The organism is Pedobacter sp. KACC 23697 (genome assembly GCF_045348445.1).
Taxonomy (GTDB): Bacteria; Bacteroidota; Bacteroidia; order Sphingobacteriales; family Sphingobacteriaceae; genus Pedobacter.
Window position 1 is genome coordinate 2,046,675 of sequence record NZ_CP157485.1, and the last position, 17,574, is coordinate 2,064,248.

A 17,574-nucleotide genomic window follows, 5' to 3' on the forward strand; every position below is an offset into this window, starting at 1 on the left:
TAACTAATTATGCTCCTTTCTTTGAACCTAAGCTCTGCATCAATTGATCATATAAATCATCACTTGAAGCTTTTTGAGGTTTTATCTTTTTCACCGTAGCTCGTTTTCCCTTAGCTTTAGCTTTAATAATTTTTAATAATTCGCTACTATAGTCATCTTTAAAGGTGCTCAGGTCAAATTTCGAACTATATTGTTTAATCAAAGCCAATCCTACATCCATTTCTTTTTTAGTGATGTTGATATCATCAACTTTATTGATTTCAGATAAACTTCTGATTTCCTGATTAAATCTGATTTTTGTGATCACAATAACATCATCCATCGGATGAATAACACAAAGATTTTCGGTATTCCTTAATACAAACCTGGCTACACCGGCTTTACCAGATTTCTGTAATGCTTTTAACAACAAGCTATAGGCTTTTCTGCCCTGTTTTTCTGGCTCGGTGTAATAAGAAGTTTCGTAATAAATGGGATTGATATCTTTTATATCTACAAAATTCTCCAATTCAATAATCTTTGTTTTTTCGGGGGCCGCCTCTTCAAAGTCGTGTTTATCCAAAATTACATACCTGTCTTTTAAGAAATAGCCTTTTACTATTTTCTCATAAGGCACCTCTTTCTGTGTATTTTCGTTCACCCTCAAAAATTTGATCCTGGCATGATCACGTTCATCGAGCATATCTAAATCGAGGTTACTGTTCTGTACACCGGAAAACAACTTAACCGGAATGTTTACCAAGCCAAATCCAATCGAACCTTTCCATATTGATCTCATCGCTAAATATTTAAAATATTAACCTATTAACACATGTCTAAAACTTATTGTTTTAGGTTTATAGGCCGTAAATCGCCTTAACAGCAAACTATTTGAAATCAATAATGTTATCTAATCATAACCTTATAGAAATACTTGTGAAACCGTTCTGATTTTTCAAAGTAATCAAGGGAATAAAGAGATCACGATTGTGTAATTACCATTGAAAACATTTATAAAGATGAAAATAGCCTATATTTCTACCTATCCGCCACGTGAATGTGGTTTAGCCACCTTCAATCAAAACTTAGTTAATGCTTTAAGTTTAAATTCTACTTACGATGCCAATAAAAGTTTTGTAGTTGCATTAAATGAGTCGGATGATGTAAATGAACATCAATACCCAAATGAAGTAAAATTTGTTATACGCCAACAAAATCAGCAGGATTATCTTGAAGCTGCTGATTTTATCAATAACAGCGATGTAGACACTTGTATTATTGAACACGAATTTGGCATATACGGTGGTAATAGTGGTGTGTTTTTACTTTCGCTGATCAACAGGTTAAAAAAGCCGTTCATTACTATTTTGCATACGGTTTTAAAAGAGCCCAATTTTATGCAGCAAACCATTATTAAAGAGATTGCATCAAAATCGGCTAAATTAGTGGTGATGAGCAAAAAGGCGGTGATGTTTTTAACCAGCATTTATCAGATTCCTAAAACTTCTATTCAGTTGATAGAACACGGTGTTCCGGACTTAGAGCCTTTGGTTAACAATCCAATCGCACAAAGTGAGTTGTTTAAAGGTAAAAAAGTGCTTTTTACATTTGGTTTGATCAGCAGAAATAAAGGTTTAGAAACGGTTGTTAAGGCTTTACCTGATATTGTAGCCAAACATCCTGATGTTGTATACATGATCTTAGGTAACACTCATCCGGGTGTTGTAAAACATAATGGCGAAGAATATCGGGACAGTTTGAAAGCATTGGCAAAAGATTTAGGTGTAGAAAAAAATATTGCCTTCGTCAATAAATTTGTTTCGGAAGCAGAACTTCATCAGTATTTAACAGCATGTTATTTATACATCACACCTTATTTAAATGAAGCTCAGATTACCAGTGGCACTTTATCTTACGCTGTAGGCGCAGGTGCCGCAGTAATTTCTACACCATACTGGCATGCGCAAGAGCTATTGGCCGATAACAGAGGTAAGTTATTCGATTTCAAGGATCATCATAAACTTGCAGCAATTGTTAATGATCTTTTAAGTGACGATGATAAATATCACGAACTGAAAAATAATGCTTACGAATATGGATTAAATCTGCGCTGGCCTGCTATCGGAAGTATTTATCTTCATGTATTAAATGAGGCATTATCAGCCAAGGTTAAAGTAAAAAGAACAATTCCGCCGATTATAGACGTGGAAGGAATGCCTGCTTTAAATTTAAACCATATTGCCTTACTAACAGACGATACCGGGATTATACAACATGCACGCTTTGGCATTCCGAATTTAAAAGAAGGATATTGTATAGATGATAATGCAAGGGCATTAATTATGGCTATAATGGCTGTTGAGCAGGATAAAAACAAAAGAGCTTTGACTTTTATGCCAATATACCTCAGTTTTATCCAATACATGCAAACTGAAGATGGAAATTTCAGGAATTTCTTGAGTTTTAACAGGCAATACTTAGATGAAGTAGGCTCTGAAGACTCTTTTGGCAGAACCATCTGGGCATTAGGATATTTAGTCTCAAGTGCCCCAAATAATTCTTACCGTGAATTTGGTCGTGAATTGTTCTCTCATTCTATAAAACACTTTAAAGAATTAAAGTATTTGCGTGGAAAGGCAAATACGATTATTGGCCTATCATATTACTTACTTGCAAACCCTGGAGATGAACTGATCACCCAGGAAATTAATATGCTAGCAGATGCATTAGTAGCTTCTTATAAAGAAAATAATGATGGCGAATGGCACTGGTTTGAAGATATTTTAACCTATGATAATGCTATACTTCCCCTGGCTCTGCTTCATCATTATGATGCTACAGGTAATAAAGAGTCCTATAGGGTTGCGATGGAAAGCATTGAGTTTTTAAATAGTTTTTCTTTCGAAAATGGATACCTGAATCCTGTTGGGAATGCAGGATGGATGAAAAAGCATGGTAAAAATCCGATTTATGATCAACAGGCTATAGAAACAATGGCTATGGTTTTATTGTATGCAAAAACGTTCGAAATTACTAAAGATGATCAATATCTGAATTTGATGCATATCAGCTATAAATGGTTTTTAGGTGAAAACAGTCTTCATATTCCGCTATACGATTACGAAACCAATGGCTGTGCGGATGGATTACAATTTAATAGTGTAAACAGAAATCAGGGTGCAGAAAGCACATTGGCTTATTTCATCTCGCATTTGGCTATTCTGAAAATTGCAGCGGTTGAATATGAAACTTTATCTTCACCCTTAGTGGAAGCAGAAAAGATTAGCTAAATAATAAAGCTTTCTTAGCATCTAAAAGAGGCTACGTAAATTGAAATTGTCATCCCGAAGGGCAATTTATTGTATAAATCAATATGAGTGACGTTTAATTGATTTCATTTGCCATACGGCGCGGTATTGCCTCGGCTACCGATTAAAAATCGGTACAGGTCCGCCGCCGCCGAATGGCTCTTTCTTTTTGGCATCAAAAAGAAACAAAACCGAGGTTTTTGCCGAGCTCATTAATACAAATAAAAAAGCAGACAACCATTAATAAAATGCCGGCTGGAAATTTATTCATTTGTTTTTATAATTTTCATTTGCATTCATGAGGGTTTCGCCGTTTTCTTTTGAAGCCAGTTGTGCGGACAGAACAGTGCAGCCCGAAAAATTTGTTAGGCCGGATTTAAGTAGAATGGGGATACCACGCTATGGCCTAGCTGGACGGAAATACGAAAGCATATAACATACTGATTATTAATAATTTGCAAGATAACGTCAATGATAGTTTGCCAAAGGACCTTGTCATAAAATGTCTTTAAAGACGATTCGACAGGCTTAAAGTGACAAATCGGATGTGGAATTTCAAATTATGATATAGTCTCTTTTTTTTGGGAACTCAATTTTATCATCCTAAATACAAAAGCCATCTCTGTTTATATTATAAGAGATGGCTTTTTGTTTCAAGATTAATTATAAAAAAAGTCTAACAGCCTAATTGATGGAATTAATTATTCTCTAATAACCTGTTTAACAGCAATTCTAAATTTACAGTAGCAAATGATGAACTGTAATCTGATAAACCATAAGGTATAATCAATTCACCGTTACTGATAATGGATCCACAGGAGTAAACCACATTTGGTACATACCCTTCCCGTTCATCATTATTAGGGATGATCAAAGGCTCTTTTAGGTGACCTATTTCAATACCAGGGTTTTCCAGATCCAATAAACTTACGCCAATACAGTATCTCCGCATCGGCCCTACTCCGTGTGTAATCACAAGCCATCCTTTTTCTGTTTCTATAGGCGAACCACAATTTCCGATCTGCACGAGTTCCCAATCATAGCGGGGCTGCTTTAATAGCACCGGGTTTTCCCAAACATTCACCTTGTCAGAAAACATCAGGTAATTGTTCCATCCATCTATCCGGCTCATCATCACATATTTGCCTTTAATTTTTCTTGGAAATAATGCCAGGTTTTTATTCTGTGCACCATCGCCATAAAGCGGAATCACTTTAAACTCATAAAAATCTTCGGTTTGAACGAGCTTAGGTATAATTAAAGAGCCATCAAACGCAGTGTAGGTAGCATAGTATAGTACCTTGCCATCATCTTTAATAAATTTCACGAAACGCGCATCTTCAATACCTTTACGTTCAAATTCTGAAATAGGAAAAATGACACGATCAGAAATATCGGTATCTTTTGAAAAAGAGATGGTATGATAAGTATCTGATAACCAAAGAATTTTATCATATTCAATTAAACGTGATGGATTTTCCTTGTATAAACTTTTAGAATCTTTAATGATATTGCTTAAACTAGTGTATTCAAATTTGTCATCAAGTTTAGATTCAATTTCTTCTAAAACAGCAGGATCAATCTGGGCATAAGCCGCCTTTTTCAGAAATAATTTCTTGATATAAATGGCGTTTTTTACAACCTCCGCCTCATCAACATAATTGCCAACGGGTAGAACCTGGATGTTATTATTTTTATCGATTAAAGCACGGCGGAAAACAATTGATGAAATATGTCCCTCGCCTACAGCTCTAAAGCTGATGATGACTCTTTTTTCTCCTTCAACCAAGTCAGTTTGATCAGGATCATCTACAATGCTAGGATTAAAAAAGGCAGCTGATTCTATCGAATATTCATGTGTAAAATAAGCGCCAATCAACAATCTGGTATATTCATCAATATCTTCGAATGATGTACCCAGGGCCGAAAATTGCTTTTTTAATTTTTTGCAGTGCCGGGTTAGGATTTTGGTGATATTCCGATGTCTCTTTGAATATTCTTGCAGTATGGGCGATATCAGTGAAAACACTTTTTCATCCGAAAATTCCAAAACCTTCCTGATTACTTCCAGTGCTCTCTCCTCTCCATTAAAAAAAAAACGTGCAATAACTCTCTTGGTATCTGGATTTACCTTAACAGGTTTACGCTCTATGTATAGTCTCATTATTTAATAGTTTTGATGGTCATTTTAATGTTTTCCGCTCTATAATCTCCAATCTTATCATAACGAAAAATACCGCTTAATTGTTTATAGTTTGTACATAATTTTTACCTTTAGTTATTCATCTATCTATTTAACTTTGCCATAAATGCAATACGAAAAAGCAGAACATGATATTTCTTCAGACGAAGCCCTGCGTTTGAAAAAGCTCGACAATTTTGAGATATTAAATACCCCAGCAGAAAGTGCTTTTGACCAGATTTCGCAATTGGCTGCCGATATATTTGATTTACCATTTGCCGGGATCTGCTTTCAGGGCAATGGTTATTCTTTTGTAAAATCGGAAGTTGGCGGAGCTGCTTTGGAAATTATTCAGGACTTAAACAGGGCAAGGTTAGCTTTTTTTGCTTCAGTGCCAATCGTATCGCCTGATGGTTATCACCTTGGTATGATTTACGTTGCAGACACCAAATCTAAACCGATTGAGGAAAGGCACTTAAAAATGTTGCAGCATTTAGCTGGTATGGTAGTGGAGAAATTGGAGTCGAGAATGGCCATTAGAAGAACGTTAAGGGCTTATGATGATCGTTTGCATGTGCTTGTTCATGATCTTAAAAACCCAATGACAACCATTACACTTCAATCTGAATTATTGGGACGCATTCCTGGCATTGATGATAAGACATCTTTAATTTCCGGTAAGATTAACGCACAATCGAAAAAGATGATTGATAATCTGAATGGTATTTTAAGTGCTGCCCGGAAAGAAGCAACTTCATTTAAACCCCAAAAAGATAAAATAGATTTGAGGCAGGTACTGGAAAGGGTAAAAAAAGAATCTGCGCTATCACTTGAACGAAAAAATCAAACAGTTTTAATCGATATTCAGGAACCTGTTGAAGTTTTTGCTGATCGTGATAAAATTGCCATGGTTTTTAGTCAGCTGATTGATAATGCAATCAAGTTTTCGCCTACAGGCAATGAAATTTTTATCACCCATCAAATAACTGATAATGAGGTGACAATTTCGATAAAAGACAATGGTGTGGGTTTAACTCAAAATGATTTAGAGAAAGTTTTCCTGAAATTTGCGAAGCTGAGTTCGGTAAGCACGAATGGTGAAAATAGCTATGGATTAGGATTGATTACTGCCAATGCACTTGTAGAGATTCATAAAGGGAAATTATGGGCAGAAAGCAACGGGAAAGATTTGGGCGCTACTTTCTACGTCACCTTACCCATCAAATAGGTTTACATCTGATAGATCACTGATTTTCATTTCTTCCAGTAAAATTCTTTCGGGTATAATATTTCTATGGTATGACCATTTGATCAATCTGATAAAACCATCGGCAATTTCGATACCCGTAATATCGCCATCACTAAAACAACAGCACCCACTGTTAAAGTAACCAGGCTTGTATTTGCCTAATAGTGGGGCTTTATCTCCTTCTTTTATCCTTTTATGAAGCTCAGCATTTAAAAAAGCGAGGTCACTGGTATTTTTCTCTTTTTGAGCTTTGTTTAATTTTACATAAATCCGTTCAAGGTGTGTTAACGATGCGAAAACTGGCTGATGGGTGTGCCCGGTAATTAAAGCAATGTTTTTCCGGGTAATTACCCAATCGTACATTAATGTGTTGTGCACTGTTTTAAGCTGATTATCGTACGCTGGTGTATTCAGATTAATTTGAAGATACGACTGTAATGGTGCCCATATGGTACTTACAAACCATTTACTAAACCAGTTTCCATCACTCTGTAAGTCGCCCTGATGTCCGTGGGTTAGGAAAATATCAAGTTTATGATCTCCTACCGGCATTCTTAAAATGGCTCCTTCATAAATACGAATGACTTCTCCATAGATCCTTTTCAAGTTAAATTGCGATAAGGGATCATTATCCCAGTACAGATCATGATTGCCAAATATTTTAGTGAAATGATTTTTAACAATAAAAGCTTTCTCTGCTTGGAATGTCTCTGTATTGTGTTTAATGACTGATTCGAGTAAATTCTCCCAAAGTTCCTCGCTATCACCTAAATTGATGTAATGAAAATCCTGTTGATTATAATATTCAAGTGCCTTTAAGTAATTTTTTTCAGCTAAAGTGAAATCATCGGCATCATCACGTGCACCCTTATGCTGATCTGATAAAATGATGAATTTATCAGTATTTGTAACTTCGAAAATAAGTCCACGTTTTCCAGGACTGAGGTTGATAGTCTCATAAAGTTTACTTAAAGCCTCATGGATGCGTTTACGGTTAGGGTTTGAACCAAACTTATTCGACATGCGAATAATCCAGGCACTAAGTAAACGTTGTAAAAATTTTCGCATTAATCTGGTGCTGCATTAAAGTTTAAACTTAACAAAATATAAGTTCAAACGTTTCATCAGCGGCAAAACTATTCCATATATTTACCTTAATGAAATTTCTAACCTTAATTTTCATATGCTGTTTTACCGTAAGTCAGGCGCAAAAAATCCAAGCTGATACTTCATTCAGTATATATTCTGCTTATCTAAAAGAGAAAAAGAAACGTCCTTACCTAACTATTGCCTATCCGCTGGAAAAGGGTCATTTTATAACCAGACACAACATTGTTTATGCCAAATATCCAACAGGGAATTTATTGCTGGATGTAATTTATCCAAAGAAATCTAAAAAACTAATGCCTGCAGTTTTGTTTATTTTTGGTGGGGGCTGGCGTTCCGGCAATCGTACCCAGAACATTCCGCTGGCTCAAAAAATGGCTCTAAACGGTTATGTGGCCATTACTGCTGATTATCGCTTATCTACCCATGCACAATTCCCGGCAGCTGTATATGATTTGAAAAATGCGGTGAGATGGATAAAGGCAAATGCAGATCAATTTAATATAGATACCAATAAAATTGCAGTAGCCGGATTTTCTGCCGGCGGACAATTGGCTGCTTTAGTTGGCACAACCAACAATGACCCTCAGTTTGAGAAGGAAAAAATAAATAACCATAGTAGTCATGTTCAGGCTGTAATCGACGTAGATGGCATACTTGCTTTCGATCACCCCGAAGCTGCCGAGGTGAGTACAGATCCCAACAGGAAATCTGTTGCGGCGATATGGCTAGGAGCAGATTTAAAAGAAAATCCGGCGTTATGGCATCATGCATCCCCGTTAAATCATGCGGGTCAAAATTCCGTTCCTATGCTATTCATCAATAGTTCTACAACCCGATTTCATGCAGGCAGAGACGATTTAATTGCAAAAATTAAGCCTTTCGGTATCTATTCTGAAGTGCACACCCTTCCGGATACGCCTCACCCCTTTTGGTTATTTCATCCCTGGTTCGAAGAGGTTTCCTGCACGATGATCAATTTTTTGGATCAGCAGTTTAAAAATTAAATTCAATCGCTTGTAAACTATATTTCAATTTAACAAAACATATTACTAAATTTGTTAGCATTGAAACGATCAGGAAGCGCAGATTTACCATTACATTATGGCCATGTACCACCATGGCTGGCGCAGCGTATGGCCACACTTGGCTTAGCAATAACAGAAGCCATCCTGATGGAATATGGTAAAGCAGAAGTACTGCGTCGATTAAGTAGCCCGTTTTGGTTCCAAAGCCTGGGTGCAGTAATGGGGATGGATTGGCATTCATCAGGAATTACCACATCAGTAATGGGTGCATTAAAGAAATCGATTAATCCCTTATCTAAAGAGTTGGGAATTTACATCTGTGGAGGCAAAGGAAAACACAGTAAGGAAACCCCAAATGAACTTTTAAAAATTGCGAATGCTACAGGTTTAAATGGTACAGAATTGGTTCGTGCCAGTAAACTCAGTGCAAAAGTAGATAATACAGCTATTCAAGACGGATTTCAATTGTACCTCCATTGTTTTATTTTAAGCAATGAAGGCGATTGGACAGTGGTGCAACAAGGCATGAGCAACCACAGCGCAACAGCCAGAAGATACCATTGGCATTCTGAAAACTTAAAGTCTTTTGTAGAAGAGCCACATACAGGCATTCGCGGCATTAACCAAGGTCAAATACTGAATTTAACGGCTAAAAATGCTGATCAGACAAGGCAGAGCATGATGAGTATCACAGCTGAATCGCCCACGCGGATGCTTAATGAAATACAGAAATTGATATTGCCCAATCATCATGATGTGAAATCAAAAGATGTAGATTTAAAACGTTTAGGAAGTATATTGTGGCTGGCACAGGAAAAACGACCAAAAGACTTCGAGGAGCTATTATTATTGGAAGGCATGGGTCCGAGAACGCTACAATCTATGGCTTTAGTGAGTGAGGTGATTTATGGCACACCTTCGCGGTTTACAGATCCAGCACGTTATTCTTTCGCACATGGTGGTAAAGACGGTCACCCTTTCCCTGTTCCGGTAAACGTTTACGATGAAACGATAAATGTTTTGCAAAAGGCAATTGAAAAGTCTAAAATTGGCAATACTGATAAGCAACAAGCGATAAAATCGCTTCATCAAATTGCCAGCCATGCTGAAAAAGACTTTATACCGAATATGGATTTTGAGAAAGTGATTCAAAAAGAGCGTGCAGATAGCTGGAAATATGGTGGTAGAACAGTTTTTGGGAAAGAAAAGCCACAGAGAGATGAGCAATTGAAGTTGTTTTAATTTTTGTTTATGTCTGAGTTTTAAGTTCAGTTTTATTCTCAAATCCGTAGAGACACTGCGCTTAACTCTACGGAAAGGACATGCTTTAATAAAACAAAAAAAGGCCGTGGTTTGTGCCACGACCCAAAAAATATAAATTTAAAACCTACTAAGCGTACGCTACCGCATCTTTCGATGCCAGTTTAGTTGTTCCCATTAAGTATTCATCTACCTTGCGGGCAGCCTCTCTACCTTCTGAAATGGCCCAAACCACTAATGATTGTCCGCGGCGAACATCACCGGCTGCAAAAATCTTTGCAATATTCGTTTGGTAAGTATGTTCCGATGCCTTAACGTTTCCGCGGTTATCTAACTCTACACCAAGTTTTTCAATTAAACCTTCTCTTTGAGGATGTAAAAAGCCCATAGCTAACAGCACCAGTTCGCATGGAAGATCTCTTTCTGTCCCGGCAACTTCTTTAAAAGTAACCGGACGCCCGTTCGCATCAATCTCCCATTCCACATCCACTACTTTTAAAGCTTTAAGATTTCCGTTTTCGTCGGCAATAAAGTTTTTGGTATTAACCGACCATGCCCTTTGTGCACCTTCCTCATGAGAAGAAGTATTTTTTAACAACATGGGGTAGTTTGGCCAAGGCATATGCTCGTTGCGTACCTGAGGAGGCATTGGCATAATCTCAAATTGTGTGACTGACTTTGCGCCATGACGGTTTGAAGTACCAATACAGTCAGATCCGGTATCACCACCACCAATTACAATTACATTTTTACCGGTAGCCATAATATCTTCAGTTTCTACAGCCCTGCTTGCTACCCGTTTATTTTGTTGTTTCAAAAAATCCATTGCAAAATGCACACCTTTAGCCGAACGGCCATCAATAGGCAGATCGCGCGGAATAGTTGAACCGCCTGCCAATACTATCGCGTTAAAATCGCGTAACAAAGTACCTATTTCAACATTTCCCCCCACATTGGCATTACATTTAAAAATGATGCCTTCTTCTTTCATCAGATCAATACGGCGATCTACTACATTTTTCTGTAATTTAAAATCGGGAATGCCATATCTTAATAAACCACCTGGTGCATCGTCCCGTTCGAAAACGGTAACTTCATGCCCAACTTTATTTAACTGGGCAGCAGCAGCTAAGCCGGCAGGACCTGAACCAATAACAGCTACTTTTTTACCCGTTCTGATTAAAGGTGCTTTAGCTTTGATAAATCCTTTTTCGAAAGCAATTTCAATGATGTGTTTTTCAATTTCCTCAATGGAAACCGGTGGTCGGTTAATGCCTAATACACATGCTGATTCGCATGGGGCCGGGCAAATTCTACCGGTGAATTCAGGGAAATTATTGGTGCTTAGTAAAATATTGGTCGCTAATTCCCATTTACCTTGATAAACAGCGTCGTTAAATTCCGGTATCACATTACCCAGCGGGCAACCTGATTGACAGAAAGGAACGCCGCAATCCATACAACGGGCAGCTTGGTTATTTAATTCTTCCGGAGGTAAATTATTTAAAAATTCACCGTAATGTTTTACACGCGTTGCAGCCTCTTCTCTAGTGGGTGCAACTCTATCGTATTCTTGAAATCCTGTTACTTTTCCCATGGCCTAGTGTGTTTTTACTTGTTGGTTACGTTTGCTTAAAACTGCTTTGTATTCTTTAGGGAATACTTTTACAAAATGAGCAGATTGAGTTTTCCAATCGCTTAAGATAAACTCAGCTACCTTACTATCTGTTAAGCGGATATGTGCTTTAAGTAAAGCTAAGATCCGCTCTTCGTCTTCTGCCTGCAGTGGATCTAAATCAACCATCTCTTTGTTGCATTTACGTTCAAATGTTCCATTGGCATCATAAATCCAGGCTACACCACCACTCATGCCAGCAGCAAAATTGCTACCGGTGTCGCCAAGAATCAGCACTTCACCGCCTGTCATGTATTCACAACCATGATCGCCTACGCCTTCAACAACAGCCGTTGCACCAGAGTTACGTACAGCAAAACGTTCACCTGCTTTACCACGTGCAAATAACTCACCAGAAGTTGCACCATACAGGGCCACGTTACCAATAATAATATTTTGTTCAGGAACAAAAGTTGAGTTAGAGAAAGGATAAATAGCCAATCTCGCACCTGATAAACCTTTACCCACATAATCGTTCGCTTCACCCTCTAACGCTAATGTAACCCCACGGGTATTAAAAGCCCCGAAACTTTGACCCGCAGAACCTACAAATTTAAAATTGATCGTATCTGGAGGTAAACCAGCACTTAAATGAACTTTTGATATCTCATTCGATAACATGGTACCCAAGGCACGGTCGGTATTTTTTACCTCAAAGCTGGCAAATACGGGTTCGTTATGATCTATGGCAGGTTGTGCCGCAGCAATTAACTGATGATCTAAAACCTGATCTAAACCATGGTCCTGACTTTCTGTATTATACAGAGGCAAACCATTTTCTTCTGCTTTGAATAATATGGCTGATAGATCAAGGTACTTCAATTTCCAATCTTCAGCGGGCAGCTCGCGTAATTTCAAAATATCAGCCTGTCCAATCATTTCGTTAATGGTCCTGAAACCCAGTTCAGCCATTATCTCACGTAATTCTTCAGCAAGGAAATAAAATAAGTTTACCACGTGGTCTGCATCACCGGTGAATAACTTTCTTAATTCCGGATCTTGCGTGGCCACACCAACCGGACAAGTATTTAAATGACATTTGCGCATCATAATACATCCCGAAGTTACCAATGCTGCTGTGGCAACGCCCCACTCTTCGGCACCTAATAAGGCTGCAATAGCGATATCCCTGCCTGTTTTAAGCTGACCATCTGTTTGCAACACGATACGGTTACGCAATTTGTTTTTAACCAAAGTCTGGTGTGCTTCTGCTAAGCCAAGTTCCCAAGGCAAACCAGCATGCTGGATAGAGGTTAACGGCGAAGCACCGGTACCACCATCAAAACCTGAAACCAGAATTACATCGGCATGCGCTTTAGCTACACCAGCTGCGATCGTACCAACGCCGGCTTTAGATACGAGTTTAACATTGATCCTAGCTGCGCGGTTGGCATTTTTCAGATCGTAAATGAGCTGTGCCAAATCCTCGATCGAATAAATATCATGGTGTGGAGGCGGCGAAATTAAGCCTACACCCGGCGTAGAGTGACGAACTTTTGCAATCCAATCATCTACTTTGTGGCCAGGTAATTGGCCACCTTCTCCCGGCTTAGCGCCCTGAGCCATTTTAATCTGTAACTCATCAGCATTGGTTAAATAATAGCTCGTTACACCGAAACGTGCAGATGCAACCTGTTTAATCGCTGAGCGCATGCTATCACCGTTTGGCAATTTAGTGTAACGCATTTCATCTTCACCGCCTTCTCCGGTATTGCTCTTCCCGCCGATACGGTTCATGGCAATGGCTAAAGTAGAGTGTGCCTCATGAGAAATTGAACCGAAAGACATGGCTCCTGTTGCAAATCTTTTTAAGATAGACTCCGTAGATTCTACCTCGTTTAAAGGAACAGAAGGACGGCTATAATTAAATTCAAACAATCCGCGGATGGTATAAGCCTGTTGTGTTTGTTCATTTACCAGCTTAGAATATTGTTTAAAGATGTTGTAATCATTTTTACGTGTGGCGTTCTGCAGCAAGTGAATGGTTTGCGGATTAAACAGATGCGCTTCGCCTTTACGACGGAATTTGTAAGTTCCGCCAGCAGGCAATAAATTTTCCGTTTGTGTTAACGGTCCAAAACTGCGGTGGTGTTTAATTAAGGTTTCTTTTGCAATCTCATCTAAGCCTAAGCCGCCAATACGCGAAACCGCACCGGTGAAATAAGTATTAACCACTTGTTTGTTTAAGCCTAAAATCTCGAAAATCTGTGCACCCTGATACGATTGCAGGGTTGAGATTCCCATCTTAGAGAAAATTTTAAGCAAACCGCTATTTACGGCGTAGATATAGTTTTTGGTAAGCTGTTCTGCTGATAATCCTGATTCTTGCTGAAAACCGTTAATGGTTTCCAAAGCCAGATAAGGATTTATTGCCGTAACACCAAATCCCAACAAAGTGGCGAAATGATGTACTTCCCAAATATCTCCAGCCTCAATTACAATACCTACAGCACCACGGTATCCTTTACGGATTAAGTGATGGTGTACTGCTGAAACAGCCAGTAATGAAGGCATTGCAGCATGTTCAGAATCGATAGCCCTATCGGTTAATACAATTACCTGGAAACCATCTTCAACTGCATCAACCGCATAACGGCACAAACGGTCTAAAGCTTTAGCCATAGCGCCTGGTTTACCATCGGCCCTGAAATAAGTTTGTAAAGTTTTGGCCTGGAAAACGCCAGTATCAATACTTCTTAATTTCTCTAATTCCTGGTTAGTTAAAATTGGATGTTTAATGGCTACACAGTGTGCCTGTTTTGGTGTTTCTTCTAACAGGTTACCCATGCTGCCCATAAAACTGGCCAAACTCATCACCACTTTTTCCCTGATTGGGTCAATTGGCGGATTGGTTACCTGTGCAAATAACTGCTTAAAATAAGACGATAAGTGCTGTGGGCGTTTTGATAGAATAGCTAATGGCGTATCTGTACCCATCGAACCGATTGGTTCTTTGCCTTCGATAGCCATTGGTTTAAGTAAAAGATCTACATCTTCCCTGCTATAACCAAAAACCTGCTGGTACTTGAAAATAGATTCAGTAGATAAGCCGGTAAACATTACACGCGGCTCAGGTAATTCTTCTAAGCGGATCTGATATTGGTTAATCCAATCTCCGTAAGGGCTTTTACCACAAACTTCCTCTTTAATTTCGTTATCGCTGATAATCCTGCCCTGCTCCATGTCTACTACGAACATTTTGCCAGGTGTTAAACGGCCTTTTTCGATGATCGTACTCTGGTCGATCGCTAATGCACCAGCTTCAGAACCCATAATTACACGGTCATCTGAAGTAATGGCATAACGCGATGGACGGAGACCGTTACGGTCTAATGTAGCACCAATCAATTTACCGTCGGTAAAAGCAATGGCTGCAGGCCCGTCCCATGGCTCCATTAAAGTAGCGTGGAATTCGTAAAATGCTTTTTTTACAGGATCCATGTCTTCATTACCATCCCATGCCTCTGGAACCAGCATCATTAATACATGAGGCAGGCTTCTTCCCGAGTGAAGCAAAAGTTCTATAACATTATCTAAACAACCTGAATCTGAATTGGTTTCATCGATTACAGGCAACAGCATGTCAAGTTCTTCTGGTGTGAAATAAGCAGAAGCAAAAGACTTCACGCCTGCCCTAAACCAGTTTAAGTTTCCTTGTAAAGTATTGATCTCACCATTATGTGCAATAAAGCGGAATGGCTGGGCCAGCCTCCATGAAGGGAAAGTATTGGTTGCAAAACGCGAGTGAACCAAACCTAAAGCAGAAACCATGCGCTTATCGGTAAGATCGGTAAAATAGGTGCGCACCTGCAATGAAGTGAGTTGACCTTTATATATTATGGTTTGTGCCGAAAGCGAAACAATATAAAAATCTCTACCACCATGAACGGTATTTACGATCAGTTTGATCAGGTAATTTTTAAAAATATAAAGTTTACGTTCGAAATCCGCACCCGGCGCTATTGCATAAGGGCGGGCAATAAAAACCTGCTCAATCTCTGGCTCAACAGAAAGGGCCATGTTACCGATATCTGTTGTATTAACATCAACTTTTCTAAAACCTAAAATTTCCAGACCCAGTTTTTCGGCCGCACGGTAAATCAGCTCTCTGCACTCTTCCCTGGATCTGATATCCTTAGGCATAAATAACATACCAACACCATAATTATTGGTTTCTGGTAAACTAAAGCCTGCTTTTAAACATTCATCGTAAAAAAATTCGTGAGGAATCTGAATCATGATACCTGCTCCATCGCCTGTATTTGGTTCTGCTCCACATGCCCCTCTATGATCTAGATTCTCTAAAATAGTAAGTGCATCAGAGATGATTTGATGCGATTTCCGCCCTTTCACATGCGCAACAAACCCAATACCGCAGGCATCGTGTTCAAATTGCGCATCGTACAATCCACTGTTTGGTTCCATTCTTTGCTCGTTAGTTGTTAGTGTATAGGAAACACTAAGATACGAAAAAGATATTTCAAATTACAGAGTTGACACGATTTTTGGAAAAATTTTAGTTCTTATGTAATTTAAAACATTTAAATTAAAATAATGGCAATAATAATGTTTTAATTTTGCAAAATATATAATGGTGATTTCACCTCATAAATTCCATTTTTTCGCTAAAACTGAAGATAAATCGTTTTAATTTTAGGTTTAAATATGAATGTTTTGTTCATGTATGAAAATTTAGTCTTCAAACTGTTTTTCGTGAAGACTAAAAAACAGATACTTTTATTTTATTGTTTTACTAATCAGCCACATAGCCTAAAAGTGAAAAAAATTACAAAAATGCATTTTGTGAAACAACTTCTTTTTCTACCTTTGTGGCCGGGCAAGTCTTTTACGACCAGCTCCCTTTGAACTCCCCCAGGGTGGGAACACAGCAAGGGTAGAAGGTTGTAGCGGTGCGATAGAAGGTGCTTGCCCTTTTTTTACCCCCTTAATCCCCTGAAGGGGGGATACTAAATTCTTCAGGGGTTCTAGCAGCAGAACCTAATAATCATTTTAAGAATTTATAAACATGAAATTTTTTATTGACACAGCAAATCTTGATCAAATCAAAGAAGCGCAAGATCTCGGCATTTTAGATGGCGTAACCACCAACCCTAGCTTAATGGCTAAAGAAGGAATTACCGGCGATGAAAATGTAATTAACCACTACAAGGCAATTTGCGATATTGTTGACGATAATGTAAGCGCAGAAGTGATTTCTACCACTTTTGATGAAATTATTAAAGAAGGTGAAGCACTGGCAGCTTTAAACCCAAAAATTGTAGTTAAAGTTCCCATGATCAAAGATGGTGTTAAAGCCATTAAATATTTTTCTTCAAAAGGAATCAAAACTAACTGTACTTTAATTTTCTCTGCCGGACAGGCTTTATTGGCAGCCAAAGCGGGAGCTACTTATGTTTCTCCATTTTTGGGCCGTTTAGATGATATTTCGAGCGATGGATTAGTTTTAATTGAAGATATCAGAACTATTTTTGATAACTACGGTTATGAGACTCAAATTTTAGCGGCATCCATCCGCGGACCATTGCATATTGTAAACTGTGCTAAACTTGGCGCTGACGTTATTACTGCGCCATTGGCGGCTATTGTGGGCTTGTTAAAACACCCATTAACAGATAGCGGACTGGCAACATTTTTAGCTGACCACGCTAAAGCAGCAGGTAAATAGTCTGGAGTATTGAGCTTGGAGTATTGAGGTCCAGGCCTATAAAAAGTCCTGAGTTAAATAATAACTCAGGACTTTTTGTTTAATAAAATTTAATGAATAA

The 17,574-nt window shown here is 38.4% G+C and carries 10 protein-coding genes and 1 other RNA gene; 6 read left to right on the forward strand and 5 right to left on the reverse strand.

Annotated features, from left to right (window positions below):
- Positions 1 to 7 precede the first annotated feature (7 nt).
- Complete coding sequence (locus tag ABEG20_RS07970; RefSeq protein WP_406826845.1) at positions 8 to 778, reverse strand: Ku protein; 771 nt, start codon at positions 776 to 778, stop codon at positions 8 to 10.
- Positions 779 to 998: 220 nt separating this feature from the next.
- On the opposite strand from ABEG20_RS07970, the gene ABEG20_RS07975 reads away from it, so the two are divergent.
- A complete protein-coding gene (locus ABEG20_RS07975; protein ID WP_406826846.1) occupies positions 999 to 3,269 on the forward strand; it encodes a glycosyltransferase in 2,271 nt (756 codons plus the stop codon).
- A gap of 715 nt (positions 3,270 to 3,984) precedes the next feature.
- On the opposite strand, the gene ABEG20_RS07980 is transcribed toward ABEG20_RS07975, so the two are convergent.
- Positions 3,985 to 5,451, reverse strand: coding sequence for a glycoside hydrolase family 130 protein (locus ABEG20_RS07980; RefSeq protein ID WP_406826847.1), 1,467 nt, complete (start codon positions 5,449 to 5,451; stop codon positions 3,985 to 3,987).
- 145 nt (positions 5,452 to 5,596) lie between these two features.
- On the opposite strand from ABEG20_RS07980, the gene ABEG20_RS07985 reads away from it, so the two are divergent.
- Positions 5,597 to 6,697, forward strand: a complete 1,101-nt coding sequence (locus ABEG20_RS07985; RefSeq protein WP_406826848.1) for a sensor histidine kinase — start codon at positions 5,597 to 5,599, stop codon at positions 6,695 to 6,697.
- Here ABEG20_RS07985 and ABEG20_RS07990 read toward each other — a convergent pair.
- Positions 6,683 to 7,786, reverse strand: a complete 1,104-nt coding sequence (locus tag ABEG20_RS07990) for a metallophosphoesterase (RefSeq protein ID WP_406826849.1) — start codon at positions 7,784 to 7,786, stop codon at positions 6,683 to 6,685. The genes ABEG20_RS07985 and ABEG20_RS07990 overlap by 15 nt on opposite strands.
- An 89-nt stretch (positions 7,787 to 7,875) precedes the next feature.
- Between ABEG20_RS07990 and ABEG20_RS07995 the strand changes: the two genes are divergently transcribed.
- Both ABEG20_RS07995 and ABEG20_RS08000 read left to right on the forward strand, forming a co-directional pair.
- Positions 7,876 to 8,832: an alpha/beta hydrolase fold domain-containing protein gene (locus ABEG20_RS07995; protein WP_406826850.1), complete on the forward strand. Its 957-nt coding sequence runs from the start codon at positions 7,876 to 7,878 to the stop codon at positions 8,830 to 8,832.
- Between the two features lie 60 nt (positions 8,833 to 8,892).
- Positions 8,893 to 10,095: a DUF763 domain-containing protein gene (locus tag ABEG20_RS08000; RefSeq protein WP_406826851.1), complete on the forward strand. Its 1,203-nt coding sequence runs from the start codon at positions 8,893 to 8,895 to the stop codon at positions 10,093 to 10,095.
- A gap of 148 nt (positions 10,096 to 10,243) precedes the next feature.
- Here the strand turns inward: ABEG20_RS08000 and ABEG20_RS08005 are convergent, their stop codons facing one another.
- Both ABEG20_RS08005 and gltB read right to left on the reverse strand, forming a co-directional pair.
- Entirely contained in the window at positions 10,244 to 11,710 is a 1,467-nt protein-coding gene (locus ABEG20_RS08005) for a glutamate synthase subunit beta (RefSeq protein WP_406826852.1), read from the reverse strand.
- 3 nt (positions 11,711 to 11,713) lie between these two features.
- Positions 11,714 to 16,213 (reverse strand): glutamate synthase large subunit, encoded by a 4,500-nt coding sequence (gene gltB / locus ABEG20_RS08010; protein WP_406826853.1) that lies wholly within the window; start codon positions 16,211 to 16,213, stop codon positions 11,714 to 11,716.
- A 410-nt stretch (positions 16,214 to 16,623) separates the two neighbouring features.
- On the opposite strand from gltB, the gene ffs reads away from it, so the two are divergent.
- An RNA gene (ffs, locus tag ABEG20_RS08015) (signal recognition particle sRNA small type) lies at positions 16,624 to 16,723 on the forward strand.
- Positions 16,724 to 16,814: 91 nt separating this feature from the next.
- Positions 16,815 to 17,474: a fructose-6-phosphate aldolase gene (gene fsa / locus ABEG20_RS08020; protein WP_175633162.1), complete on the forward strand. Its 660-nt coding sequence runs from the start codon at positions 16,815 to 16,817 to the stop codon at positions 17,472 to 17,474.
- Positions 17,475 to 17,574 lie beyond the last annotated feature (100 nt).